This window comes from Chromobacterium vaccinii (assembly GCF_001855275.1).
GTDB classification, from domain to species: domain Bacteria; phylum Pseudomonadota; class Gammaproteobacteria; order Burkholderiales; family Chromobacteriaceae; genus Chromobacterium; species Chromobacterium vaccinii.
Map to the genome: position 1 here is coordinate 3,386,754 of NZ_CP017707.1, position 25,226 is coordinate 3,411,979.

Genomic DNA, 25,226 nt, shown 5'->3' on the forward strand with positions numbered 1-25,226 from the left:
TCCGCGCCGTGGGCGCGGGCTTGTTGAGGATAGATAGATGAAGCAGTACGGCAAAGTGGCGGTGTTGATGGGTGGAAGCTCGTCCGAGCGCGAGGTGTCGCTGATGAGCGGCGCCGGCGTGTTGGCGGCGCTGCAGTCCAAGGGCGTGGACGCCCACAGGTTCGATCCGTCGGAAAAGCCATTGTCGGCGCTGAAGGAAGAAGGTTTCGCTTGCGTGTTCAACATCCTGCACGGCCCGTTCGGCGAAGATGGCACGCTGCAGGGCGCGCTGGAGGCGCTGGGCGTGCCGTATACCGGCTGCGGCGTGATGGCCTCGGCCATCGCCATGGACAAGTGGCGCACCAAGCTGTTGTGGAAGGGCGCGGGCCTGCCGATTCCGGCGTTCGAGCTGTTGGACGAAAGCAGCGATTTCGACGCGATAGAGAAGGCGCTGGGCCTGCCGATCTTCGTCAAGCCGTCCAGCGAGGGCTCGAGCATAGGCGTGACCAAGGTGAAGGCGGCGGGCGAATTGCGCGCGGCTTTCGAAGAGGCGCGCAAGTACGACGACGTGGTGATCGCCGAGCAATTCATCGGCGGCGGCGAGTACACCTGCGCGGTGATCGGCGACCAAGCGTATCCGACCATCAAGATTGAACCGGCCACCGAGTATTACGATTACCAGGCCAAGTATTTCCGCGACGACACGGTCTACCGCTGCCCGTCCGGCCTGGCTCCGGAAGTGGAAGCCAGGGCGCGCGAACTGGCGCTGAAGGCGTTCAAGGTATTGGGCTGCCGCGGCTGGAGCCGGGTGGACTTCCTGATGGACGAGGCGGGCGAAATCTACCTGCTGGAAGCGAATACCAGTCCGGGCATGACCAGCCACAGCCTGGTGCCGATGGCGGCCAAGGTGGAGGGCATCGCTTACGAGGACCTGTGTCTGAAGGTATTGGATACGGTGCATGTGGGATAACCATCGGCTGCTCAGGAGCCTGGCCAATCTGATGCTGGGCGCCACGGCGCTGATGCTGCTGTACGCGGGGGGATTCTGGCTGACGCACGCGCCGGTGTTCCCGGTGAAGAAGATACGGATTCAGGGCGACATGAACCGGGTGACGGCCGAACAGCTGAAGTTCATCGCGGAGCACGAGCTGTCCGGCACCTTCTTCACGCTGGATATCGACAAGACGCGGGCCGCCTTCGGCAAATTGCCATGGGTGCGCGACGCGCAGGTGAGACGGCGCTGGCCGGACGCGCTGGATATCACCGTGGAGGAGCATGTGGCGCTGGCGCGCTGGGGGGAGAACGGTCTGGTCAATACCCGCGGCGAGCGTTTCGACGCGGCCAGCGACGCCAAGCTGCCGGTGTTTTTCGGGCCGGCGGGCGCGGAGAAGGACATGACGGCGATGCTGACGCAGATGCGCCAGACCTTGCAGCCGTCGGGCCTGGCGCCGCGCGAATTGTGGCTGTCGTCGCGGCGGGCGTGGAAAGTGGTGCTGGACAACCAGCTGCAGCTGGAGCTGGGACGTAATGACGTGGCGGCGCGCGCGGAGCGCTTCGCCACCTACTGGAAGAGCGAGTTGGCGCGGTTGCCGTATCACATCGAATACGTCGACCTGCGCTATCCGAATGGATTCGCCGTGCGGATGCCCGACTACAAGGCGCCGCCGGCCAAGGGAAACAAGTGATTAGGCGTTGGAGCGACAGGTGAGCAAACCAAAGGAAAGCAAGAACATGCTGGTCGGCCTGGACATCGGCACCTCCAAGATCGTGGCGATCGTGGCCGAGGTGCTGGAAGACGGCCAGCTTAACATCGTCGGCATGGGGCACACCCCGTCGCGCGGCTTGAAGCGCGGCATGGTGGTGAACATCGAGTCCACCGTGCAGGCGATCCAGCGCGCGCTGGAAGAGGCCGAGCTGATGGCCGACTGCAAGATTCACGAGGTGTTCGTCGGCATCGCCGGCAGCCACATCAAGAGCGTGAACTCGCACGGCATGGTGGCGATCAAGGATCGCGAAGTCACCAAGATGGACATCGACCGCGTGATCGAGACCGCGCGCGCCGTGACCATTCCGCCGGACCACCAGGTGCTGCACATCCTGACCCAGGAATACAGCATCGACGGCCAGGAAGGCGTGCGCGAGCCCTTGGGCATGAGCGGCGTGCGGCTGGAGGCCAAGGTGCACATCGTCACCGGCGCGGTGTCCGCCGCCCAGAACGTGACCAAGTGCGTGCGCCGCTGCGGCCTGGAAGTGTCCGACCTGGTGCTGCAGCCGATGGCCTCGGCCATCGCCGTGCTGTCCGAGGACGAGAAGGACCTGGGCGTGTGCCTGATCGACATCGGCGGCGGCACCACCGACATCGCCGTGTACGTGGGCGGCGCGATCCGCCACACCGCGGTGATCCCGATCGCGGGCGACCAGATCACCAACGACATCGCGATGGCGCTGCGAACCCCGACCAAGGAGGCCGAGGACATCAAGATCCAGCACGCCGTGGCCTTAGTGGGCATGGCCGATCCGGCGCAGATGATTGAAGTGCCGGGCGTGGGCGAGCGCGGTCCGCGCCAGATGTCCCGCGCGACGCTGGCCGAAGTAGTCGAGCCGCGGGTCGAGGAGTTGTTCCAGCTGGTGCAGCAGGAGCTGCGCCGCAGCGGTTTCGAGGAAATGCTGTCGTCCGGCATGGTGCTGACCGGCGGCGCCAGCCTGATGCCGGGCATGGTGGAGCTGGCCGAGGAGGTGTTCCACCTGCCGGTGCGCGTCGGCGTGCCCAAGTACGTCGGCGGCCTCGCCGAGGTGGTGAAGACCCCGCGCTTCTCTACCGGCGTCGGCCTGCTGCTGTACGGCAAGGACCAGATCCAGGGCTATGCCGGCCCGGTGAAGGCCGAGTCGGCCGGCATGGGCCAGATGTTCACGCGGATGAAGGCGTGGTTCGGCAGCAATTTCTGATTGGATTAGGTGCCGCCGGCGGGTGCCGGCGGCGTGTTTAAGGTTGTTCGGGCGTAGTACCAGGCAGTAATGAATGGCTCATCTTTATGAGGAGAGGAAAATGAGCGGAATGGTTTTTGAAGTCATGCAGGAAACGGCCAGCTCGGCCGTCATCAAGGTCATCGGCGTCGGCGGCGGCGGTTGCAACGCCATCGACAACATGATCACCGGCAATGTGCACGGCGTGGAATTCATCTGCGCCAACACCGACGCGCAGTCCCTGCAGCGCAACCGCGCGCCGCAGAAGCTGCAGCTGGGCACCAACCTGACGCGCGGCCTGGGCGCCGGCGCTAATCCGGAAGTCGGCCGCAGCGCGGCGCTGGAAGACCGCGAGCGCATCGCCGAAAGCCTGCGCGGCGCGAACATGGTGTTCGTCACCGCCGGCATGGGCGGCGGCACCGGCACCGGCGCGGCGCCTGTCGTGGCCGAAGTGGCCAAGGAAATGGGCATCCTGACCGTGGGCGTGGTCACCCGTCCGTTCGATCATGAAGGCAAGCGCCTGAAAGTGGCGCAGAACGGCATCGAGGACCTGAAGAAGCACGTGGACTCGCTGATCGTGATTCCCAACGAGAAGCTGATGGAAGTGCTGGGCGACGACGTCACCATGCGCGAAGCCTTCCGCGCCGCCGACGACGTGTTGAAGGGCGCCGTGGCCGGCATCGCCGAAGTGATCACCTGCCCGGGCCTGATCAACGTCGACTTCGCCGACGTGCGCACCGTGATGGGCGAGATGGGCCTGGCGATGATGGGTTCCGCCTACGCCTCCGGCATCGACCGCGCCCGCGTGGCCGCCGAGCAGGCCGTGGCCAGCCCGCTGTTGGACAACATCACGCTGGAAGGCGCGCGCGGCGTGCTGGTGAACATCTCCACCGCGCCGGGTTGCCTGAAGATGAGCGAGTACCGCGAGATCATGGGCATCATCCGCCAGTACGCGGACGAGGACGCGCAGATCAAGTTCGGCACCGCCGAAGTGGAGGACATGCCGGAGGACACCATCCGCGTGACGCTGATCGCCACCGGCCTGGGCCAGAAGAAAACCGTCCGCAACGAGGATCGTCCGGAGTACATCAAGATCGTCAAGACCGGCACCGACGACCGCGCGGTGGAAATGGTGAACTACGAGGATCTGGACGCGCCGGCCATCATGCGCACCGGCCGCCGCCGCGCCAATCCCTCGCTGGATTTCTCCAACCCCGAGGTCAGCGAGAGCTACGACATCCCGGCCTTCCTGCGCAAGCAGGCGGACTGAACGGAGGATACGGATAGATAAACGCTATTCATGTCAGCGAATCAATCAATAAAGCATGGCCGAGCGCTATGCTAGAATCGGGTTTTCCCGTCTGGTTGAGTAGCCTGAAATGATTCTGCAGCGCACGCTGAAGCAAGCGATCAGCGCCACGGGCGTCGGTCTGCATTCCGGCGAGCGGGTGAAGCTCACCCTGCTGCCGGCGCCGCCCGATACCGGCATCGTCTTCCGTCGCACCGACTTGCCCGAGCCGGTCGACGTGAAGGTAGAACCTTCGCTCGTGAACGACACGCGCCTCTCCTCCACGCTGGTGACGGACACCGGCGTGCGTGTCGGCACGATCGAACATCTGATGTCGGCGTTCGCCGGCTTCGGCATCGACAACCTGGTCGTCGAGGTGACGGCGGCGGAGATTCCCATCATGGATGGGTCCGCCGCGCCGTTCCTCTATCTGCTGCAGACGGCTGGGGTGGCCGAGCAGCCCAAGAAAAAGCGTTTCATCCGCGTCAAGCAGACTGTGATGGTGGAGGACCGCGGCGTGTGGGTCCGGCTGGACCCGCACGACGGCTTCAAGATCACGCTGTCCATCGAGTTCAACCATCCGGCGTTCAACCGCGCCCCGCAGACGGTGGAAGTGGACTTCGCCCACCATTCCTATACCGACGAGATCAGCCGGGCCCGCACCTTCGGCTTCATGCACGAGGTGGAGTACATGCGCAACCATGGCCTGGGTCGCGGCGGCAGCCTGGACAACGCCATCGTGATCGACGATGAGTACGTGCTGAATCCGGAAGGCCTGCGCTTCCCTGACGAATTCGTCCGCCACAAGATACTGGACGCGATCGGCGACCTTTACGTCGTAGGTTATCCCTTGATCGCGGCATTCTCCGGCCACAAGTCCGGCCACGCGATGAACAACAAGCTGTTGCGCAAGCTGCTGGAAACGCCGGAGGCCTGGGAATACGCCAGCTTCGACGATCCGTTGGACGCGCCGTCCAGCTTCCATCTGTTGCCGTCAGAGGAGTGAGGCCGTGTTCGGCTTCTGGCGGCTGTGGCTTTTGGCGACGGTGCTGGCGATAGGCTGGGCGCTGTTGTGCTTCGCTCTCACCCATGACCGCCGCTACCTGCGCCGCGCGCTGGCCATCGCCCGCTGGAGCGCCGGCCTGCTGGCCGTCGTTTCCTGCTTCTGGCTGATTTTCCGCCTGCTGCGCTGATCGCGGCGGGCGTTTTCATTTGAAGGGTACGCCATGACACGACTCACCCATTTCGACGCAGCCGGCCATGCCCACATGGTGGATGTCGGCGGCAAGGCCGCCACGGCCCGCCGCGCGGTGGCCGAAGGCGCGATCCGCATGCTGCCGGCCACCTTCGCGCTGGTGAGGGATGGCGGCCACAAGAAGGGCGACGTGCTGGGCATCGCCCGCGTCGCCGCCATCATGGCGGCCAAGAAGACCTGGGACCTGATCCCGCTGTGCCACCCGATCGCGTTGACGCGGCTGGCGGTGGACTTCGAGCTGCTGGACGGCGAATCGGCGGTGCGGATAGAAGTGACCGCCGAGTGCAATGGCCAGACCGGCGTCGAGATGGAGGCGCTGACCGCGGTCAATGTCGGCCTCTTGACCATCTACGACATGTGCAAGGCGGTGGACCGCGGCATGGAGATCACCGGCGTCCGCCTGCTGGAAAAAGACGGCGGCAAGAGCGGGGCATGGCGTCATGCCGATACCGAAGCCTGACTATTGCCGTGGCCGGAATGATATGTTCCGGCATCGATAATGGCTTTCCCCCCTGATACATTTCCAGTTCCTATTTTCCTTCCGGTGGTTTTGCGAATAAGTTCCGCAGGGGCCTGCTCGTGGTTTCCCATGGCGGAAAATGAATGGCTATTGCCTGCATGATGCTGCATTGTTGATATTTAAATGTCATGTTAATATTTTTAAGTGCTTGCCAATTTAATATTTTCAGGGAAATTGGATTGGCTTGAGTACTCAGTCTTATCAATCCAAATAAGGGCAGATCATGTCGAAAGTCGTCGTAATCAGCGGTGGCGGGACGGGAATTGGCTACGCTTGCGCACAGCATTATGCCAAGCAGGAAATGCAGGTCGTGATATTGGGCCGCCGGATGGATACGCTGTCTCAGGCTGCGGCGAATATCGCCGAGGCGTTTCCAAAGGCGCCTGCCGTTTTGGCCTTGACTGCGGATTTGTCGATCCCGGAACAAGCGCAAAACGCCTGCGATGTCATACGGCAGGAATTCAAAACCGTCGATACGCTGATCAATGCGGCGGGCAGCAATGCGATCCGCCGCGCGCCTGCGGGAAGTTACGCTGATGGTTTGGCGGGCGTGGCGAGGCGGTGGAATGATAATTTTCAAAACAACACCCTCTCGGCCGTATTGCTGACGGAAGGCATTCGCCCAATATTGAAGCGGCCCGGCGGAAGCGTCATTCTGATCAGCTCCATCGCGGCTTATCGCGGCTCGTCCATCGGCTGTTATGCGGCGGCGAAGGCGGCATTGCATCCATATTGCTACGATCTGGCGGCGGCATTAAGTCCGGAAGGCATTACGGTCAATGCCGTGGCGCCGGGTTATGTGCAGGACACCGAGTTTTTTGGCGCGGCGCTGTCGCCGGAGCAACAAAAGAGCAAGCAGGCGGAAGCGTTGAACGGCCGGGGCGGGACTCCGCAGGATGTCGCCAATGCCATTGCCTGGCTGACCTCCGCCGAAGCAGGGCACATTACGGCGCAAATCATCCAGATCAACGGCGGCGCCGAAAAGGGGCGTTGAGCCGATGGCCTTCCATTCCGGAGAGCGGAATGGAAGGCTGCTCCCTTCTCTAGGCCGGACGCACTCCTCCGCGGAGCACGCCGGGCTGGATCGTATGGAAAATCGTCGAGAACGCTTCCGGCAGCGGCCGAGTGAATTCGCTCGCCAGCCAGCAACGCAGCAGGCAGCGCTCGGCGCCCGGCGCGTCGACGAACTCGGTTCGGGAATGCAGCGTGGTGTGATTGTTGACCAGGGCGATGCTGCCTTTTTCGAAGCTGACCTGCACCGACATGTCGGGATGGTTGATGACTTGGTCTATTTCGCTCAGCATCGTTTTGACTTCGTCCGGCAGCGCAATGCCGTGGCGGATGGCGGAATCGTTGAATTTCCGGATGTAGCGCAGGACGAACGCGTCATCCGACTCGCTGAGTATCGGCAAATGGCAGTAGCTGTCGCCTGAGCTGCCCTCGTCGCGAAGGTCGTGCGGGATCGGGGTTGTCAGCCATTTGATCCAGTCCGGATTCCTTTTTTCCAGAACCTCTATCAACTTAGCCGACGAGCAGATCTTGAATTCGCCGCCATGGCTCGCCGCTTCCCAGCAGGCCAGCACCGTGATGTCGGCGCGGTCCGAGTGGAAAGCGAGCTCCTGATTGGTCATGTGGCCGCGGGCGGGGGCCAGCTTGGAGTCTTTGTGGCCGGCATCCTTGACCTCTTTGATGACATCGCCGTTTTTGTTGATGGAGACCGGCAGGCCAAGCAGGGTGCAGAATTCGAAAAAAGCGTGATGGAACGCTTCGCGGGACGCCTGGGCCAGCGCCGCGCTGTGCAGCCAGATCGCGCCGCTGCCGGATTCCAGTTGATGATGGATGGCGTGGCGCAGCTGCTGCGCCCGCTGAGCATGCTCGGCATGGCTTGTCCCGCTGACCAGCTGGCCAAGCAGGCCTTCCAGTTCCTCGGCTATCGGGGCGGGCAGCGCCAGCGCGTCCGGCGCGGTCCAGGGCTCGGGCCGTTGATGGGTGATCGGTTTCAAAGCAATTGCAGGCATCGCTCGATCCTTTGATCTTTGATGTCGTTGATCGGGTTGTTTGCCGGCCGCGGCATCCGGGGAGAATGCCGCCTGCCGTCATGCCTTTTCCGCGATATAGGCGTAGATATCAAAATTCACCTTGACCGGATCGCTGCCGCCGACGGTCTGCATCTTGTCCAGAAGATAATCCGCATAGTTCTCTTCGGGCTTCTGGTCCATATATGCGGTGACATAGCTGGTGGACAGCAGAAACAGCGCGAGCTCGAATGGGGTCAATTCAATGATGTTGGAAAATATTTTTCGCTTCGCCTCCTTGAACCCCCCGATCTGGGCAATCTTCTCCAGCGTATCGTCATATTGCAGCAGCCTGGGATCGCGGAATTTTCCCCACTTGTTGACCAGTTCTTCCTCGATCAATAAGCGCAAGTCGCCGTAGGCTTGCGGCACGTCGTATTTGTAAGCGCAGAACAGGCCGCCGCCGACCAGCTGGCGCTTGATGATTTCCAGCACTTTGGATCGGTCCATCCAATAGAAGGAAGTGGCGCTGGTGATGAGGTCGAATCGCCGCTCGCTCGCGTAGCTCTCGGCTGGCACGGTCGCAAAGCGCAGGGCGGGATAGTTGGCGGTGGCCTTGTCGATCAGATTGGCGCCATGGTCAATGCCTTCCACGTATGCGAAATGAGGCGCTAGCCTGATGGTTGAGACGCCATTGCCGCAGCCCATGTCCAGCGCGGCGGCGCGGCCCGGCGTTTTCTCCAGCAGGAATTGATAAAGCTCTTCCGGATATTGGATCTTGCGGCGTATGGCGTCGTAGGCATCCGCATGCTTGTCAAACTGTTTCATGCGCTGATCTCTAGCAGGCTGTCTTCATATTTTCCCTTATGGACAAAGTTGATGAAACTGCCTTTGCCATGGAGGAAGCGATAAGTATGTTCCGCGCCGGCAGGGACGAAGGCCGTGGCCGGGCTGTGCATGGTCTGGGTTTTTCCCGAGATGGAAACCTCGACGGTCAGGCCCTGGTAATCCTGCTCATCGCCCAGGAACATGAAGACGGAGTCGCAATTGTGCCGATGGCTATCGACATGGCCCTGCTCATTGGGAGCAATCGCGTCGACATGGCGCGCGATGAAATAATATGGCGACGCTTCCAGCAAGCGGTAGTCCAGCATCACGAAACGTTTGCCGGGACCATGCCTGTGGTAGCGCAGCTCGGTCGCCGATTTTTCGAATGGCTGGATGAACAGGTTTGACTCATGCATCGCCGGATGTTTTTCGATCGCGGACTTTGCCCGGAATAGGCCGGCGTCGAAAATATTGTATGAGCTGGCGTCTTTTTCATTTGCTTGCCGATGCAGCTTTGCGGCATGCGCGAAGACGTTTTGCCCTGTGATGGGATGCATCGGGGAGTGGCCGATGCGGCTGAAGGTCGCGACCAGTTCGGACAAGGCCAGCGCATCGGCGAGCTTGTATAGGGGCTTGTCGGATTTCGCTTGCAGCAAGGTGGCCAGCTGGAAGGTATCCGTAATGCCCGCTCTTTCGCCAATGCCATTGCAGCTGGCCGAAATCCAGCGAACGCCGGCCCGCATCGCTTCCAGCGTGTTGGCCAAAGCCAGGCCCCTGTCGTTGTGGACATGGTATTCGAACTCCACTTGGTGGAATTCCTTGGTCAGGTTCGACAGGATTTCAAATGTCTCGTGCGGGAACAGATTGCCGACGCTGTCGGCGAAGCATACCCGGTCCGCGCCGGCCAGCTGCGCGACTCTGGTGATCCGCATGAGGTCGCTGAGCGAGGTGCGGCTGGCATCCTCGATGGTGGCGCGGACGAGCAGGCCCTTGTCCTTGGCATAGCGGATGGACTCGGAGAACAGCTTGATGACCTGTTCCTGGGATTGGCCGTGGAATTTCGTCGCCAGAGAGACGACATTGAACGAGGCGAACATGCCCACCCACTGGGCGCCTGATTCGATAACGGCGTCAATGTCTTCTTGCCGGCATCTGGCGTGCGCCAGCACGGGAACGGCTGCCACCCCGACTACGGCTTTGACCCTATCCATTTCGAAGCGGGAAATATAAGGATGGCCGCATTCGATCATGTCCACGCCAAAAGCGGATATTTTTTTCGCCAGTATGATGCTTTGCTCAATGTCGAATGAGCATTGAATGGTCTGGCAGCCTTCCCGCAACGTGCAGTCGATGATTTTGGTATTCATGATGGTATCGCCATTTGTCAGCATTGTGGTTCGAAGCCCATGTTCAGTTTTGAGATGTCCATTCCTTGACCGGTGTTTTGCCGAAGGGCAGGAAGATCAACTTGGCGGCGGAAAAGTCCGTATGGTGGTCCAGGCCGGTTTCAAAGCCGGTTGGGCGCTCATCGACGGAGTGGGTGCGGAAGATCCGGTCCCAGAGCGAGAAGATGAAACCATAGTTGGTATCCGTGTATTCGATCTCGCGGCCATGATGGATGTTGTGGAACGAGGGCATGACGAAAAGCTTGCTGAGCAGGTTTTCCAGCTTTTGCGGAATATTGATATTGCAGTGATGGAAAGTGGTCACGCAGAAAGAGATAACTTCGAAAGCCACAACCGTGGTGAACGGTACGCCGATCAGCAACATGCCGGGAATGCGAATGGCGAGAACAAGGAATTTCTCGCCGAAATGCTGGCGAAAACCGGTGGTTGAATCAATATGCTCATCAAGGTGATGCATGGCATGGAATCGCCACAGCACCGGTATTTTGTGCGCAGACCAATGAATGGTGTAATTGAGCAGATCGAGCAACATGATGTCGATGACAAAAGCCAGCGCGCCGGTATACCAGTCGGGGCGATGCATCCGATAAGGAAAATCTCTGATCATATATACCATCAGCGGCGCGATGATGATCGGAGCGCTGATGAAACGATAACTGATCGCTACGATGACGTTGTTGAAGAGACGCTTTTTGCTGCGCTCAGGACTAAAGGCATGCTTGGGAAAAATGCGCTCCAGCGCAAAAATGGCTATGAACGCGATCGCGCATATTACGATGCCGTGGCTAATGATATAAGTCACTGCCTCTTTCATGATGATTACTCCAGGAGTGGTTGTTTATCGAGACTAATATTACATAGGAATAATCATTGATATAACTCATGCAATATGAATTATTGAGGGGTGAATTGTTAATATTTATGTTTTTTGGCCGGCGGTTGGTTTTGATGGCGATGGGGATATTGCAAGCCGGCGGCAATTCCGGATGTTTTGTGCCGATGAACGGTATCGCCTGTCGATGGAGAGTCGAATGGCCGGTATGTTTGCGCCATTTTTTAATGGCGGAGTTGGCCCTCGCCGGCGGGCGAGGAGGCGTGATTCGAGATGCAGCGGGCAGGCGCCGGATGGCCTGGTTTGTCTCGATTTCGCATCAAGGCCCCATAGAGCAGGCTCCGCCCGCGCCAATCGCGGGGCTGGGCAGAGCGCGCCGCGCTGGCGGGCCGGTTTTCAATCCGGGAGCGGTGAGGCCGACGCGGTATGGTGTTCGGCGGCGTGGCGCAGGCAGGGCGAGTGGATCTCGTGCCAGCGGTCGCCGCGGTTCCATTCATAGAGGCCGCGTCCCAGCTGAAGGTGAAGGTAGACATGCTGGTAGCGGGAGCGCTCCAGCATGCTGTGGGTCAGCTGGTTCAGTTCCGGGATGGAGATGTAGAGCAGCAGCGTGGATGGAAGCGCGCCGTGTTCGAAAGTGCCGGCCGCCAGCAGCAGATGCAGTTGATGGCCGTTCGGCACATGGTAGTCCTTGCCCACCTTGGCCTCGATGCGGCAGGCGACGTCCAGCGCGTTGGCCGGCCGGGTGAACATCCAGCCTATGCCGCCGGCCGCTTGCTGGGCCTGCTGGATTTCCTTTTTGCGGGCGTTGCGCCGGGCATATTCGCCGGCCAGCACCTCGGTCACCTCGATGGCCAGACAGCGGCCGTCCGACAGCGATACGCCGACATCGGGCGCGGGGCACTTCAGCGATTTCACATCGAGCGGGTCAATGCCTTTTTGCTCGAACAGCCGCCTGACCCATTCCCTTTCCCGACTTTCCTGCAGAGTTTGCTGATCCATCGGCGCCTACGCGAATGCAAGACAGATGTTTCATCTTAGAACATCCGTCGCAGGCGTCGATCATGGCGTCAGCGGGCGCCGCGCAGCGAGGCGATCGCCTGGGCGGCGTCGCGCGGCGCGCTGTGCGACGGGCACATCAGCTCCCGCAATTCGCGCCTGAGTTTGTCGGCGCTGTTGATCGCCAGCCACTGCGGCCGCATCGACGCGATCCAGCGGTGGTTGATGCTGTCGCCGAAGCCGTAGGCCTTGTATTGGTTGTCCTTGCACAGGATGCCCTCGGCGCTGAGGTTCTCCACGCTGCTGGGCGTGAGCACGCGGCTGACGAAGCGCACCACGCCGTCGCCGCCCACGCTGAGCGTCTTGGCGTCGACGAAGAAGCGGTTCTGCTGCAGCCAGTCCGGCTTCACTTCTATCCAGTCCGGCGTCTGCGGGTAGTCGGGCAGCGCGTAGTCCTGTTCGGCCCAGGGCTGCTCTTCCTGGAATTCGATGTTCTTGTTGATTCTGTCGCTGCCGGCCAGCGCGGGCAGGCTCAGGCACAGCGCCAACAGCGCCGGCAGGGTTGTGATGGCTTTCAAATGCGGATGCTCCGTCAGCGCGCCTGTCCGGCGCGCAGGTTGTAATGTCGGCGGCCGGTTTCGCGGCCGGCCAGGCCCCAGCTCAGTTCGGAAAAACTGATGTCGCCGCGGCTGGACACCGTCAGCAGCATCGAAGCGCGGGTGCCGTAGTCGCGGCCCTGGATGAAGATCGGCGACAGCGTCTTTTCCAGCGCCAGGCCGATGCGGGTATTGGGCAGATGGCCGGGGCCGGCGGGCGTCGGATCGGACAGCGCGGCGTAGGCCTGCTCCTCGGTCGGCGGGCGGCCGAAATCGCCCAGGCGCTCCGCCAGCCGCTGGCACTTGAACCACGGCGTGTCCAGCGTGGCGTTGGACAGCGTGTGGATGCCAGGCGTGACGCGGGCGATCTGCCGGCCCGGGCTGTGGAAGAAGAACAGGTCCGAGGTGGTGCCGAACAGCAGGTTGAACGGCCCGTAGCGGTGGCACTCCTCGCGCAGCCAGTCGGCGAAGGCGAACGGATCGTCGTCGCCGGTGACGAAGCGCTGCACCAGCTCGCCGCGAGAGCGCTCCGCCTTGGGCGGGAAGCCGTCGCGGAAGTTGGTGACGGCGGCGATGCGGTTGCGGCCGTCCACCATCAGCCAGCCGCCGCCGGATTGCTGGTCGCGTCCGCCCAGGGTATGGGGGTATTCCGGCCACCAGTCCAGCGGCTCGGCGGGGCGGGCGTAGTATTCGTCGCGGTTGGCCAAAAGTACCAGCTGGCCCATGCCCGGCGTTTTGTAGGCGAAAGCGAGGATGCACATATTGCGGTGACCGATTTGGGTAAGGCTTGACGACTGGCGTAAACTATACGGCTGCGGCCCGCCGGTTTGCGCGGCCGGCCGCCATGTGATTCATTGTAACCTGATATGGCTGAAGGATACCCGGCCCATGACTCCCGACAAGCATATTGATCTTTCCGGCCTGAATTGCCCGCTGCCGATCTTGCGAGCCAAGAAGGCGCTGGCCGATATGGACAGCGGCGCCGTGCTGGAAGTGATCGCCACCGATCCGGGCGCGCCCAAGGACTTTGAAGCTTTTTGCCGCCAGACCGGCAACGGCCTGCTGGAATCGACCACCATCGGCGAAGGCAAGTTCCGGATGGTGCTCCGGCGCAAGTAGACATCCCTGGCGATGGTTTTCCATCGCCATTGTTTTATCCATCGTTACGGCAAGCCACCCACCATGCAGACTCTTACCTTGATCCGCCCCGACGACTGGCACCTGCACCTGCGCGATGACGCCGCGCTGGCCGCGGTGCTGCCCGACACCTGTCGCCAGATGGGCCGCGCCATCGTGATGCCCAATCTGAAGCCGCCGGTCACCACCGTGGCCGCCGCCGCCGCCTACCGCGACCGCATCCTGGCCTCCCGTCCGTCCGGCAGCGCCTTTGAACCGCTGATGACGCTGTACCTGACCGACAATACCCGGCCGGAGGAAATCCGCCTGGCCAAGGCCAGCGGCTTCGTCCATGGCGTCAAGTTGTATCCGGCGGGGGCCACCACCAATTCCGACCACGGCGTCACCGACATCTTCAAGGCGCTGCCGGCGCTGGAGGCGATGGCTGAAACCGGCTTGCCGCTGCTGGTGCACGGCGAGGTCACCGACGCCGATATCGACGTGTTCGACCGCGAGGCGGTGTTCATCGAGCGGGTGATGAAGCCGTTGCTGGCCAAGCTGCCGGCGTTGAAGGTGGTGTTCGAGCACATCACCACCCGCGAGGCGGCCGAGTTCGTCGCCGCAGCGCCGGCCAACGTCGCGGCCACGATCACCGCCCACCACCTGCTGATGAATCGCAACGCGCTGTTCGTCGGCGGCATCCGGCCGCATCATTACTGTCTGCCGGTGCTGAAGCGCGAACTGCACCGCCAGGCGCTGCTGAAGGCCGCCACATCCGGCTCGGCCAAGTTCTTCCTCGGCACCGACAGCGCGCCGCACGCCAAGGGCGCCAAGGAGGCGGCCTGCGGCTGCGCCGGCATGTACACCGCCAACGCGGCGATCGAGCTCTACGCCGAAGCCTTCGAAGCCGCCGGCGCGCTGGACAAGCTGGAGGCTTTCGCCAGCCTGAACGGCCCGGCTTTCTACGGCCTGCCGGCCAACGGCGACAAGATCGAATTGGTCAAGGAAGGCTGGACGGTGCCGGCCGAGCTTGCCTACCCAGGCGGCAGCCTGGTGCCCTTGCGCGCCGGGGAAAGCATCGCCTGGCGTCTGCGAGGCTGATCCTCGCCTGCGATCGCAAAGCCGCCTTTGGGCGGCTTTTTTTATTTGTCCTGCAGAGTGTCTGAAATCCGCCGGAAGCATTGCTTCTGTTTATAAGTGAATAATTATTTTTCGACGCGATTTGAAGGTGATTATCTCCGTTTCCGATGAATTTTGCTTGGGCCAGGCAATAATATTTCACATGGCAAAATGCCATAAGTATAAAACGATGAAGCTGCGCAGGCCGTTGATTTGCTTGACTTGACTATTGTCGGACAGATTTTCCTTTTTGAGAAAAATGAATAGCATATTGTGCCGATAGGGGCTTGATGGAATCAAAACCCTCTGCGCATAATCGTCGGACCCACTCTGGATACAATAGAGTGAAAAAATTCGAACAACCCGCCTGACGCGGGATGCTACAGAATCAGGAGAATTAGAGATGTCGAAAAAGCAATCGCTGCAGGTGATCGCCGCCGCCGTCGCGCTGGCCATGGCTTCCGGATCCGCGCTGGCCGCCAAGGTGCCGGCAGGCGTCAAGCTGGCCGCCAAGCAGGAACTGGTGCGCTCCAATGGCTCCGAGCCGGAATCGCTGGACCCGATGGTCGTGGAAGGGGTGCCCGCCAACGTCATTACCCATGACATGTTCGAGGGCCTGACCGCCACCGACAACGACGGCACGCTGGTGCCGGGCGTGGCCGAATCCTGGAAGCAGACCGGCCCCACCACCTGGGTGTTCCACCTGCGCAAGAACGCCAAGTGGTCGGACGGCAGCATCGTCACCGCCGACGACTTCGTCTACGGCATCCGCCGCCTGGTCGATCCGAAGCTGGCCGCGCCTTACGCCGGCACCTTCGGCATCTTCTTCGAGAACGGTCCGGAAGTCGTCGCCGGCAAGAAGCCGACCTCCGCCATCGGCGTGAAGGCGCTGGACAAGTACACGCTGGAAGTGAAGACCGCCTTCCCGGTCTCCTACCTGCCCGAACTGATGTCCAATGCCCAGCTCGGCCCGGCTCCGAAGGCCGTGATCGACAAGTACGGCAAGGACTGGACCAAGCCGGGCAAGATGGTTTCCAACGGCCCCTTCGTGCTGAAGGACTGGCAGGTCAACAGCAAGGTCGTCATCGAAAAGAACCCGCAGTACTGGGACGCCAAGAATGTGCAGCTGAGCCGCGTCAGCTTCCTGCCGATCGAAGACCAGAACGCGGACAACAAGCTCTACCTGTCGGGCCAGACCGACATGACTTATGAAATTCCGCCGGGCAGCTTCGCCAAGCTGAAGAGCGACATGCCCAAGGATCTGAAGAACAACACCATTCTCGGCATCCGCTATTACAGCCTGAACAACCGCGACCCGCTGATGAAGGATGTGCGCGTGCGCAAGGCCCTGTCCATGGTGGTGGACCGCGATCTGCTGGCGCAGAAGATCACCGCCGACGGCCAGCAGCCGTCTTACAGCGTGATGGTCAAGGGCGTGCACGGCGCGCAGCCGACTACCTACGACTGGGCGAAATGGCCGATGGCCAAGCGCGTGGACGAGGCCAAGAAGCTGTTGGCCCAGGCCGGCGTGAAGCCGGGCACCACGCTGAAGCTGTCCTACAATACCAGCGACTATCACAAGAAGATGGCGATCTTCGTCGCGTCCGAGTGGAAGTCCAAGCTGGGCCTGAACACCTCGATGGACAACACCGAGTTCAAGGTATTTCTGAAGAAGCGCCATGACGGCGATTACCAGGTGGCCCGCAACGGCTGGCTGGCCGACTACAACGACGCCACCACTTTCCTGGCGCTGGTGCAGTGCGGCAATACCCAGAACGACAACTTCAATTGCAACAAGAAGGCCGAAGAGCTGATCAAGCAGGGCAACGAGTCCACCGATCCGGCCAAGCGCGCCCAGTTGCTGACCCAGGCCACCAAGCTGGTGATGGACGACTATCCGATGATCCCGGTTCTGCAGTACACGCTGCCGCGCCTGGTGAAGCCGTACGTCGGTGGCTACTCGCTGAAGAATCCGGTAGACCGCTACCGCAGCAAGTACCTGTACATCGTTCAGCACTAAGCGTGAAAGCGCGGCGTTTGTCCGCGTGACGAGGCCGGTTGTCCCGCCCGGGGCAACCGGCCGATGATTGTGGTGTTCTCGCCCTCCGGGGGAGGCCGGCGGCTGCTTGCCGCCGTCCCGGATCGGCGATCGGGAGTTTCAAGCGATGTGGTCTTACACTCTTCGCCGCGTGTTGGTTACCATACCAACCGTCTGGGCCGTGACGACGGTCTGCTATCTGCTGCTGCATATGACCCCTGGCGGTCCGTTCGACGGCGAACGCAAGATTTCTCCGGAGGTGCTGGCCAATCTGCAGGCCAAATACCATCTGGACCTGCCGTTGTGGAAGCAGTATCTCTATTACCTGAACAGCCTGCTGCATGGCGATCTGGGCGCGTCGTTCCGCTACGCGGACTGGAGCGTCAATGACCTGGTGGCCCACGCGCTGCCGGTGTCCGCCGCCATCGGCGGCAGCGCCATCGTGATCTCGCTGTTCATCGGCGTGCTGCTCGGCACCATCGCCGCCCTGCGGCAGAACAGCGCCATCGACTACCTGGTGATGCTGGTCGGCAATATGGGCAGCGCCTTCCCGTCCTTCATCATCGGCCCGGTGCTGGTGCTGATCTTCTCGATGCTGCTGCACTGGCTGCCGTCCGGCGGTTGGGATGACTTTTCCATCCAGTACATGGTGCTGCCGGTCGCGCTGCTCACCTTCATCAACGTGGCCACCATCGGCCGCGTGATGCGCGGCAGCCTGATCGAGGTGATGAACAGCAACTTCATCCGCACCGCCCGCGCCAAGGGCCTGCCGCTGCGCACCATCGTGCTGCGCCATGCGCTGAAGCCGGCGCTGATGCCGGTGGTGACGCTGCTGGGGCCGCTGGCGATCTCGTCCATCACCTCCGCCGTGGTGACCGAATCGATCTTTTCGCTGCCGGGCCTGGGCAAGCTGATCGTCAACGGCGCCTCCAACCGCGACTACACGCTGGTGTTGGGCCTGGTGGTGCTGGTGACCGTGATCACCGTGGTGTTCAACCTCCTCGTCGACCTGGCTTACGCCTTGCTCGATCCCAAGATCCGTTATTGAGGGGGGAGCCCGCAATGATGAAAACCAAGCAAGCCGCGGCTGCCGCGGCTCTGGAAAGCGGCCTCGCCGAAGCGGCGACCGAAGGCCGCAGCCCGTGGCGCGACGCCCGCGTCCGCTTTCTTCGCAACAAGGCCGCAGTGGTCAGCCTGGTGATCCTGAGCCTGATCACCGTGTCCTGTATCTTCGGGCCGATGCTGCTGCCGCACGGCTACGCCGACACCGACTGGGATGCGATCAGCCTGGCGCCGACCTTCCAGAACCTGCATCTGTTCGGCACCGACGAGCTGGGCCGCGACCTGTTGGTGCGCACGCTGATCGGCGGCCGCATCTCGCTGATGGTCGGCGCGCTGGCCACCATCGCGGCGGTGCTGATCGGCGTGATCTGGGGCGCGACCGCCGGCTTCCTCGGCGGCAAGGTGGACAACGCCATGATGCGCGTGGTCGACATGATGTACGCGGTGCCCTACCTGCTGATCGCCATCCTGATGGTGACGCTGCTGGGCCGCGAGTTCTACCTGGTGGTGCTGACCATCACCGTCCTCGGCTGGATGGACATGGCGCGCGTGGTGCGCGGCCAGACGCTGGCCATCCGCTCCAAGGAGTACATCGAGGCCGCTCACGCGATCGGCGTTTCCACTCCCACCATCATCTTCCGCCACATCGTGCCCAATCTGCTGGGCATCGTGGTGATCTACACCACGGTGACGGTGCCGGGCGTGATCCTGACCGAGTCGGTATTGTCCTTCCTCGGCCTGGGCGTGCAGGAGCCGATGACCAGCTGGGGCGTCTTGATCGGCGACGGCACCAAGGCGATGGAGAGCCAGCCCTGGATGCTGCTGTTCCCGGCCGGCATGCTGTCGCTGACGCTCTACTGCGCCAACTACATCGGCGACGGCCTGCGCGACGCGCTGGACCCGAAAGACCGCTGACCCCAGGATAGACGAGGCAAGCCATGAGCATTTTGAAAGTCAACAACCTCGGGGTTCAGTTCCAGACCAACGACGGCGTGGTCAACGCCGTCAACGGCGTGAGCTTCGAGCTGAACAAGGGCCAGACCCTGGGCATCGTCGGCGAGTCCGGCTCCGGCAAGAGCCAGACCATGCTGGCGATGATGGGCCTGTTGGCCAAGAACGGCCAGGCCAGCGGCCAGGCGCTGTTCCACGGCCAGGATCTGCTGACGCTGCCGACCCGCGACCTCAACCGCATCCGCGGCGACCGCGTGTCGATGATCTTCCAGGACCCGATGACCTCGCTGAACCCCTACCTGACGGTGGAGCGGCAGATGACCGAGGTGCTGGAGCTGCACAAGGGCATGAGCCGGCGCGACGCCAAAAAGCGCGCGATCGAGCTGTTGGACGCGGTGCGCATTCCCGAGGCCGCGCGCCGGGTGGACATGTATCCGCACGAGTTTTCCGGCGGCATGCGTCAGCGGGTGATGATCGCGATGGCGCTGTTGTGCGAGCCGGAGCTCTTGATCGCCGACGAGCCGACCACCGCGCTCGACGTCACCGTGCAGGCGCAGATCCTGTCGCTGCTGAAAGACCTGCAGCGCGATTTCGGCACCGCCATCATCATGATCACCCACGATCTGGGCGTAGTGGCCGGCCTGTGCGAGAACGTGCTGGTGATGTACGGCGGCCGCGCGATGGAGTACGGCCGCGCCGACGACATCTTCTACCACCCGAGCCACCCCTACACCATCGGCCTCTTGGGCGCGTTGCCGAGGCTGGATCACGAGGACGCCGCGCTGATCAGCATCCCGGGCAATCCGCCGAACATGGCCAATATGCCCAAGGGCTGCCCGTTCAGCGAACGCTGCGCGCACGCCGTCGCCCGCTGCGCCAGCGAGCTGCCGCCGCTGGCCGCCAACCCGCTCAATCCGCAGATTCTGCGCGCCTGTCACAAACCGGCGGAGGAACTGGTCAAAGCCGCCGAGGAGGTGACCCATGCCTGACAACAAGCAACCCATCCTGTCGGTGCGCAACGTCAAGGTGCATTTCCAGGTCAAGGGCGGCGACGCCTGGCCCTGGAGCCCGAAGAAAACGTTGAAGGCGGTAGACGGCGTAAGCTTCGACCTGTACGCCGGCGAGACGCTGGGCGTGGTCGGCGAGTCCGGCTGCGGCAAGTCCACGCTGTCCCGCGCCATCCTCAACCTGATCCCGGCCACCGCCGGCGAGATCGTGTGGATGGGCAAGGACCTGCGCAAGGGAGGGCAGAAGGATTGGCTGAGCGTCCGCAAGGACATCCAGATGATCTTCCAGGATCCGCTGGCGTCGCTGAATCCGCGGATGACCATCGCCCAGATCATAGGCGAGCCGCTGCGCGTGCATCGGCCCGAGCTGTCGGCCGACGAGGTGATGAAACGCGTCAAGGCGATGATGCGCAAGGTGGGTCTGCGCGAGCAGATGATCAACCGCTATCCGCACGAGTTTTCCGGCGGCCAGTGCCAACGCATCGGCATCGCCCGCGCGTTGATCCTCGAGCCCAAGCTGATCATCTGCGACGAGCCGGTATCGGCGCTCGACGTGTCGATCCAGGCGCAGATCATCAATCTGCTGAAAGAGCTGCAGCGCGAGATGGGCCTGGCGCTGATCTTCATCGCCCACGACCTGGCCGTGGTCAAGCATATCTCCGACCGCATCCTGGTGATGTACCTGGGCCGCGAGATGGAACTGGCGCAAAAGCACGCCTTGTACGACGTGCCCTCGCACCCGTACACCCGCGCGCTGCTGTCGGCGATCCCGGTGCCGGATCCTAAGCTGGAAAAGAACAAGACCATCCAGATCCTGCAGGGCGATCTGCCCAGTCCGATCAATCCGCCGTCCGGCTGCGTGTTCCGCACCCGTTGCCCGCAGGCGGAGGCGCGCTGCGCGCAGGAAGTGCCCGCGCTGCGCCGCCTGAGCGAGGAGACCCAGGCGTCCTGCCTGTTGGCCTGATTCCGCCGCGCCGCAGCATACGCGCCGCCAGCCCCAGGGTTGGCGGCGTTTTTGTTTGCCGGCTGTTATGCTGAATTGTCATCTTCAGAAAGGAGCCTGACCATGAGCGCCCATCTTGTCGTCGCGCTGGGCTGCGCGTTCCAGACCCGGCAGTGGCAGGAGCAGAGCCTGCTGCAGACCGAAGGCGCCGGCGAGCTCAAGCGCGCCAGCATCGTCAACGAACTGACCGGCCCGCTGACGGGCGAGGGCCGGCTGGAATACCAGCTGCTGTATCCGACATCGCCGGACGGCGATGTGATCTTCACCGGCTTCGAACGGGTGACCGGGACTTGGGATGGATTGAGCGGCAGCTTCGTGTTGCGTCATGACGGCGTGTATTCGCCGACCGCCGGCGCCCGCGCGGCGCTGCAGGTGTTGTCTGGCAGCGGCAGCGGCGATTTTGCTGGACTGTCTGGCGAAGGGCGGCTGGCGGCCCGCGCCGGCGAGCGCGGCGGCGAATATACGCTGATGCTGAAGCGGGGCTGACAGGGCCGGTGTTGGAAATTCATCAGCCCTGACGCCGGCCTTGGCGCTTTTTCCTGTTTTTTAGCCGGTTTTCTTTGAGCTTTCCCGCGTTAATCGTTAATCTTCGGACCTTACTTATAAGAAACAAGGCGTCGTCAGAGCGCCTGGGACAAGAGGTCGCGGCCCGGACCGCGACGGTATCGAAGAATCAACGGAAACACCGCCTCCGGCGCAAGCCGCTGGCGGTGTTCCATCTTGATGGGATGTGGGATGCATTACGCGCAACAGGAATATTCCGTGCGTCTGCAATGGGGCTTGCCGGCGGTTCAGCATCTGAGCGCGCAGGCGGCCCATTGCGTGATCGTCGACGTGCTGTCGTTCGGCACCAGCGTCGACATCGCCTGCGGCAACGGCGCCGAGGTGCTGCCTTACCGCTACAGGACGACCGGCGCCGCCGATTTCGCCAGCGAGCAGCAGGCGATACTGGCCGCCGAACGCAGCCATCACCAGCCTTCGCTGTCGCCGGCTTCGCTGTGCGGGCTGAAGGCCGGCAGCCGCCTGGTGCTGCCCTCGCAGAACGGCGCGGCGCTGAGTTTGATCAGCGAGTCGGCGAACACCGTCGCCGCCTGCCTGCGCAACGCGGCCGCGGTGGCCGACTATCTTGAAACGATGGGCGGCGACGTGCTGCTGGTGGCCGCCGGCGAGCTGGATGCGGAGGGCCGGCTGCGTTTCGCCTATGAAGACTTCATCGGCGCCGGCGCCATCATCCAGCGCTTGCGCCGCGGCAAGTCGCCGGAGGCGCTGGCGGCCGAGGCGGCGTTCGAGCTGGCCCGCCACGACCTGGAGCGCCAGCTGCAATACACGGCCTCTGGCGCGGAGCTGGCCGCGCGGGGCTTCCAGGACGACATCGTTCTGGCCGCGCAACTGAACATCAGCGCCTGCGTGCCGGTGCTGGACGACGGCGCCTTCCGCGCCGGGCGCGAGCTGGCCGCCGCCTGAGCGGCCGGCGTCTTCAACTTTCCAGTTCAACTTTCCAGGGAGAAATCCATGCTGCCAGCCAAGATGGTCACCACCGCTTTCGAACTGCCCGGCTACCGGGTGAGCGCCAACCTGGGCGTGGTGCGCGGCATCACCGTGCGCTCGCGCTCGCTGGTCGGCAATTTCTTCGGCGGCCTGCAGTCGCTGTTCGGCGGCAACATCACCATCTATACCAGCTTGTGCGAGCGGGCCCGCTCGGAAACCTACGCCGAGATGTGCCAGCACGCGCAGGCGCTGGGCGCCGACGCGGTGATCGGCATGCGCTACGATGCCACCGAGGTGATGACCGGGCTGACCGAGGTGCTGTGCTACGGCACCGCGGTCAAGCTGGAGCCGCTTGCAGGCCGCGAGCAAAACCCCTGATCCCGCGTTGCGCCTCCTTGCCGTACTGGATGTACTGTCTGCGTCGGCGCGCCTTGGCTCAGGCGCTGCGCTAGGTTTTGCCCGCAGCCTGCCGCTCGCGAGCAGGAAGGCAAAACCCCTGATCCGGCGTTGCGCCTCCTTGCCGTGCCTAGTGCGCAGCCCGGGCGGGCGGGTCTTGGCTTAAGCGTTCAGCCGGTACAGCCGTTCGGCCTGTTCGTCGCAGAAGCGGATGTCCTGCCCGGACAGGCCGCGCAGCCACAGCAGCTGCCAGCCGCCGGCGGGCGCCGGCAGCAGCCCGCCGAAGCGGAAGCCGGCATTCTGCAGCTGGATCCGCCGCGCCAGCGTTTCCGTTGCGGCCGGCAGCTTCAGATAGATCAGCTGGCCGGCGGGCAGCGCGGCGATTTCGGCCAGCCGCGCTTCGGTCGGCTGTTGCGAGGTCAGCTCCAGCCTTTGGCCGTGGCGCGCCAGCGCCAGGCCGGGCAGGGCCGAGCCGGCGGGCCCGTACTCTCCCTCGCCGAATGCCTGGCGCAGCGGCGCCAGCCAGGATTCCCATTCCGCCGGCCAGGCCAGTTGCGGCAGCGGCCTAGGCTGCAGCGGCAGGCAGCCGAACACGATGCTTTCCGGCTCCGGCTTGCCGAACGGCGAATCGACGTAATCCAGCAACAGTGCGGTGTTGTGAAAGCCGAGCGCGCCGGCGACGTACTGGCTCTGCGGGTGCGAGCACACCTGCTTGATGGTCAAGAGCGCGATGCCGAGCTCGGCGGCCATGGCCCGCAAATGGCGGCCCAGCAAGCTGGCGATGCCCTGGCCGCGCGCGTCCGGGTGCACCGCGTTCAGCGCCAGCTCCGCCTGGCCGGGCCGGGCCGGGTCCAGCCACAGCGTCGCGTGGCCCAGCAGCCGGCCGTCGCGCACCGCCACCGCCGAGCGCCACTGTCCGCTGGCGTTGCGTTGCTGGATCTGGCTGGGCAGGTAGACGTCGGCGTAGACGTAGTGGTCGCCGTAGACGGCGCGGAACAGCGCGCTGATGTCGGCGGCGTCGGACGGCTGGTAAGCGCGCGCCCAGGCGGCGTGAGGATGGCGGGCGCTCATACGGTCGCCTCCGCCGGCTGGTAGTCGCGCCGATCCACCACCCGCATCAGCTTGCCGGAGCGCGGATGGGTGCGCATCGCTTCCGGCGTGGTCTGGCGCAGCGCCAGGCTCAGCCGCTCCGTTTCGCACAGTTCGGCGATCGCCGGCTGCTTGGCCAGCAGCGCCTGGCGCATCCGCGTCAGGTCCAGCGGCGCGCGCGCCGCCAGCAGCAGCTCCAGCCGGTCGCGGCCGTGCTCGCGCGAGATGTCCAATTGCCAGCCCAGCAGCTCGTGCAGTTCGCCCAGCGCGCGGCCCAGCTCTTCCGGGAACAGCGATAGCGTGCCGACGCGGACGCGGTGGCCGTTGCCGGCCCGGCCCAGCAGCGCGAACTTGCGGTTGGGTCCGGGCGCTTCGCGCCAGCAGGCGAGGTCGCCGCTGGGGTAGCGGATCACCGGCATCAGCCGGCGCTGCAGATTGGTCACCAGCAGCAGGCCGCGCCGGCCGGGTTCCTCTATCGGCTCGCCGCTGTCCTCGTCGACGATCTCGACGACGCTGTCTTCATCGAATACCCGGTGCTCGCCATGCGCGCAGTCCGGGTCGGCGTAGCCGATCAGGCCGGCGTCGACGCTGGCGCAGCCGACCGATCCGATCCGGGCCAGCGGGAACGCCTGCTTCAGCAAGGCGATCTGCTCGCCGAACAGGCTTTCGCCGCCGTACAGCACGGTCTCCACCTCGGGCAGCGCCCGCGATTGTTCTTCCAGATGGTGGGCGAAGCGCAGCAACTGGGCCGGCACGCCGGCCAGCACGTTGATGCGGTGGCTGCGGATCGCGCCGGCGAGCGCATCGTTGTCGACATTGCAGGTGAACGGGTATTCCAGCACCGGCGCCGGCGAATGCGACAGCGCGCCGTGGATGAACAGCAAGCTGGTGTAGAGGTCGCCGGCGAAGAACAGATTGGCGACGCGGTCGCCGGGTCTCAGCTGGCGGGCGAGGCCGGCGCCGAAGGCGGCGACGAAGGCTTGCCATTCATCGCGGCTGAACACCGAAAGCTTGCCGTCGCCGGTGGAGCCGCCGGTCTTGAACACGTGGCCGTCGACCGGGGCGGCGGTCAGCGCCGGCCAGCGCGACAGGTCCTGCGAGTCCCACCAGTAGACGGCGGGATCGACCGGAGGGAGGTCGGACAGCCGCCAGCCTTCGGCGGGCAGGCCATGGTAGAGCGCGTTGTAGTGCGGCGAATGGTTGCGGGCGTGTTCGACCAGCGATATCAGTTTCGGATTCATGATTATGTGTGTACATGCCGGCGCCGCGGCGCCGGCC

The 25,226-nt window shown here is 63.3% G+C and carries 27 protein-coding genes; 18 read left to right on the forward strand and 9 right to left on the reverse strand.

Annotated elements, in window-relative coordinates:
- Positions 1-37: 37 nt before the first annotated feature.
- From BKX93_RS15655 to BKX93_RS15690, 8 genes are all read left to right on the forward strand, one after another.
- Positions 38-949, forward strand: a complete 912-nt coding sequence (locus BKX93_RS15655; RefSeq protein ID WP_046155177.1) for a D-alanine--D-alanine ligase — start codon at positions 38-40, stop codon at positions 947-949.
- Positions 939-1,664 (forward strand): cell division protein FtsQ/DivIB, encoded by a 726-nt coding sequence (locus tag BKX93_RS15660; RefSeq protein WP_021477359.1) that lies wholly within the window; start codon positions 939-941, stop codon positions 1,662-1,664. Before BKX93_RS15655 ends, BKX93_RS15660 begins: the two co-directional genes overlap by 11 nt.
- Positions 1,665-1,683: 19 nt before the next feature.
- Entirely contained in the window at positions 1,684-2,925 is a 1,242-nt protein-coding gene (ftsA, locus tag BKX93_RS15665) for a cell division protein FtsA (RefSeq protein ID WP_046155176.1), read from the forward strand.
- A 100-nt stretch (positions 2,926-3,025) separates the two neighbouring features.
- Complete coding sequence (gene ftsZ, locus BKX93_RS15670) at positions 3,026-4,213, forward strand: cell division protein FtsZ (protein WP_021477357.1); 1,188 nt, start codon at positions 3,026-3,028, stop codon at positions 4,211-4,213.
- Positions 4,214-4,325: 112 nt separating this feature from the next.
- Complete coding sequence (lpxC, locus tag BKX93_RS15675) at positions 4,326-5,237, forward strand: UDP-3-O-acyl-N-acetylglucosamine deacetylase (protein WP_046155304.1); 912 nt, start codon at positions 4,326-4,328, stop codon at positions 5,235-5,237.
- 4 nt (positions 5,238-5,241) lie between these two features.
- A complete protein-coding gene (locus BKX93_RS15680) occupies positions 5,242-5,424 on the forward strand; it encodes a hypothetical protein (RefSeq protein WP_046155175.1) in 183 nt (60 codons plus the stop codon).
- A 33-nt stretch (positions 5,425-5,457) separates the two neighbouring features.
- Positions 5,458-5,946 carry a cyclic pyranopterin monophosphate synthase MoaC gene (moaC, locus tag BKX93_RS15685; protein WP_070980541.1) on the forward strand — a complete coding sequence of 163 codons (489 nt, stop codon included), beginning with the start codon at positions 5,458-5,460 and terminating at the stop codon, positions 5,944-5,946.
- Positions 5,947-6,229: 283 nt separating this feature from the next.
- Entirely contained in the window at positions 6,230-7,000 is a 771-nt protein-coding gene (locus tag BKX93_RS15690) for an SDR family NAD(P)-dependent oxidoreductase (RefSeq protein WP_070980543.1), read from the forward strand.
- Between the two features lie 49 nt (positions 7,001-7,049).
- Here the strand turns inward: BKX93_RS15690 and BKX93_RS15695 are convergent, their stop codons facing one another.
- From BKX93_RS15695 to BKX93_RS15725, 7 genes are all read right to left on the reverse strand, one after another.
- Positions 7,050-8,024: a TauD/TfdA family dioxygenase gene (locus tag BKX93_RS15695; protein ID WP_052717627.1), complete on the reverse strand. Its 975-nt coding sequence runs from the start codon at positions 8,022-8,024 to the stop codon at positions 7,050-7,052.
- 78 nt (positions 8,025-8,102) lie between these two features.
- Positions 8,103-8,849: a class I SAM-dependent methyltransferase gene (locus BKX93_RS15700; protein ID WP_046155172.1), complete on the reverse strand. Its 747-nt coding sequence runs from the start codon at positions 8,847-8,849 to the stop codon at positions 8,103-8,105.
- A complete protein-coding gene (locus tag BKX93_RS15705; RefSeq protein ID WP_046155302.1) occupies positions 8,846-10,216 on the reverse strand; it encodes a LeuA family protein in 1,371 nt (456 codons plus the stop codon). Before BKX93_RS15705 ends, BKX93_RS15700 begins: the two co-directional genes overlap by 4 nt.
- Positions 10,217-10,259: 43 nt before the next feature.
- Positions 10,260-11,069, reverse strand: coding sequence for a sterol desaturase family protein (locus BKX93_RS15710; RefSeq protein ID WP_046155171.1), 810 nt, complete (start codon positions 11,067-11,069; stop codon positions 10,260-10,262).
- 414 nt (positions 11,070-11,483) lie between these two features.
- Positions 11,484-12,086 (reverse strand): hypothetical protein, encoded by a 603-nt coding sequence (locus BKX93_RS15715; protein ID WP_046168315.1) that lies wholly within the window; start codon positions 12,084-12,086, stop codon positions 11,484-11,486.
- A gap of 68 nt (positions 12,087-12,154) precedes the next feature.
- Complete coding sequence (locus BKX93_RS25400; RefSeq protein WP_046168314.1) at positions 12,155-12,661, reverse strand: CNP1-like family protein; 507 nt, start codon at positions 12,659-12,661, stop codon at positions 12,155-12,157.
- A 14-nt stretch (positions 12,662-12,675) separates the two neighbouring features.
- Positions 12,676-13,440, reverse strand: a complete 765-nt coding sequence (locus BKX93_RS15725) for an NRDE family protein (protein ID WP_021477346.1) — start codon at positions 13,438-13,440, stop codon at positions 12,676-12,678.
- Between the two features lie 127 nt (positions 13,441-13,567).
- Here BKX93_RS15725 and BKX93_RS15730 point away from each other — a divergent pair, with 127 nt between their 5' ends.
- From BKX93_RS15730 to BKX93_RS15775, 10 genes are all read left to right on the forward strand, one after another.
- On the forward strand, positions 13,568-13,798 hold the full coding sequence (locus tag BKX93_RS15730) for a sulfurtransferase TusA family protein (protein WP_046168313.1): 231 nt from the start codon (positions 13,568-13,570) through the stop codon (positions 13,796-13,798).
- Between the two features lie 63 nt (positions 13,799-13,861).
- On the forward strand, positions 13,862-14,896 hold the full coding sequence (gene pyrC, locus BKX93_RS15735; protein ID WP_070980544.1) for a dihydroorotase: 1,035 nt from the start codon (positions 13,862-13,864) through the stop codon (positions 14,894-14,896).
- Positions 14,897-15,317: 421 nt separating this feature from the next.
- A complete protein-coding gene (locus BKX93_RS15740) occupies positions 15,318-16,934 on the forward strand; it encodes a peptide ABC transporter substrate-binding protein (RefSeq protein ID WP_070980546.1) in 1,617 nt (538 codons plus the stop codon).
- A gap of 145 nt (positions 16,935-17,079) precedes the next feature.
- A complete protein-coding gene (gene oppB / locus BKX93_RS15745) occupies positions 17,080-18,000 on the forward strand; it encodes an oligopeptide ABC transporter permease OppB (RefSeq protein ID WP_021477341.1) in 921 nt (306 codons plus the stop codon).
- A gap of 14 nt (positions 18,001-18,014) precedes the next feature.
- A complete protein-coding gene (locus BKX93_RS15750) occupies positions 18,015-18,929 on the forward strand; it encodes an ABC transporter permease (RefSeq protein ID WP_021477340.1) in 915 nt (304 codons plus the stop codon).
- A gap of 23 nt (positions 18,930-18,952) precedes the next feature.
- Complete coding sequence (locus BKX93_RS15755) at positions 18,953-19,954, forward strand: oligopeptide/dipeptide ABC transporter ATP-binding protein (protein WP_021477339.1); 1,002 nt, start codon at positions 18,953-18,955, stop codon at positions 19,952-19,954.
- Positions 19,947-20,936 carry a murein tripeptide/oligopeptide ABC transporter ATP binding protein OppF gene (oppF, locus tag BKX93_RS15760; RefSeq protein WP_046155166.1) on the forward strand — a complete coding sequence of 330 codons (990 nt, stop codon included), beginning with the start codon at positions 19,947-19,949 and terminating at the stop codon, positions 20,934-20,936. The genes BKX93_RS15755 and oppF overlap by 8 nt, the downstream gene beginning before the upstream one ends.
- A gap of 102 nt (positions 20,937-21,038) precedes the next feature.
- Entirely contained in the window at positions 21,039-21,461 is a 423-nt protein-coding gene (locus BKX93_RS15765; RefSeq protein WP_070980548.1) for a DUF3224 domain-containing protein, read from the forward strand.
- A gap of 249 nt (positions 21,462-21,710) precedes the next feature.
- Positions 21,711-22,439, forward strand: a complete 729-nt coding sequence (locus tag BKX93_RS15770; protein ID WP_046168310.1) for a 2-phosphosulfolactate phosphatase — start codon at positions 21,711-21,713, stop codon at positions 22,437-22,439.
- A 48-nt stretch (positions 22,440-22,487) separates the two neighbouring features.
- Positions 22,488-22,841 carry a YbjQ family protein gene (locus BKX93_RS15775; protein ID WP_046155164.1) on the forward strand — a complete coding sequence of 118 codons (354 nt, stop codon included), beginning with the start codon at positions 22,488-22,490 and terminating at the stop codon, positions 22,839-22,841.
- A gap of 180 nt (positions 22,842-23,021) precedes the next feature.
- On the opposite strand, the gene BKX93_RS15780 is transcribed toward BKX93_RS15775, so the two are convergent.
- Both BKX93_RS15780 and BKX93_RS15785 read right to left on the reverse strand, forming a co-directional pair.
- A complete protein-coding gene (locus BKX93_RS15780; protein WP_070980550.1) occupies positions 23,022-23,930 on the reverse strand; it encodes a GNAT family N-acetyltransferase in 909 nt (302 codons plus the stop codon).
- Entirely contained in the window at positions 23,927-25,189 is a 1,263-nt protein-coding gene (locus BKX93_RS15785; RefSeq protein WP_070980551.1) for a phenylacetate--CoA ligase family protein, read from the reverse strand. The genes BKX93_RS15780 and BKX93_RS15785 overlap by 4 nt, the downstream gene beginning before the upstream one ends.
- Positions 25,190-25,226 lie beyond the last annotated feature (37 nt).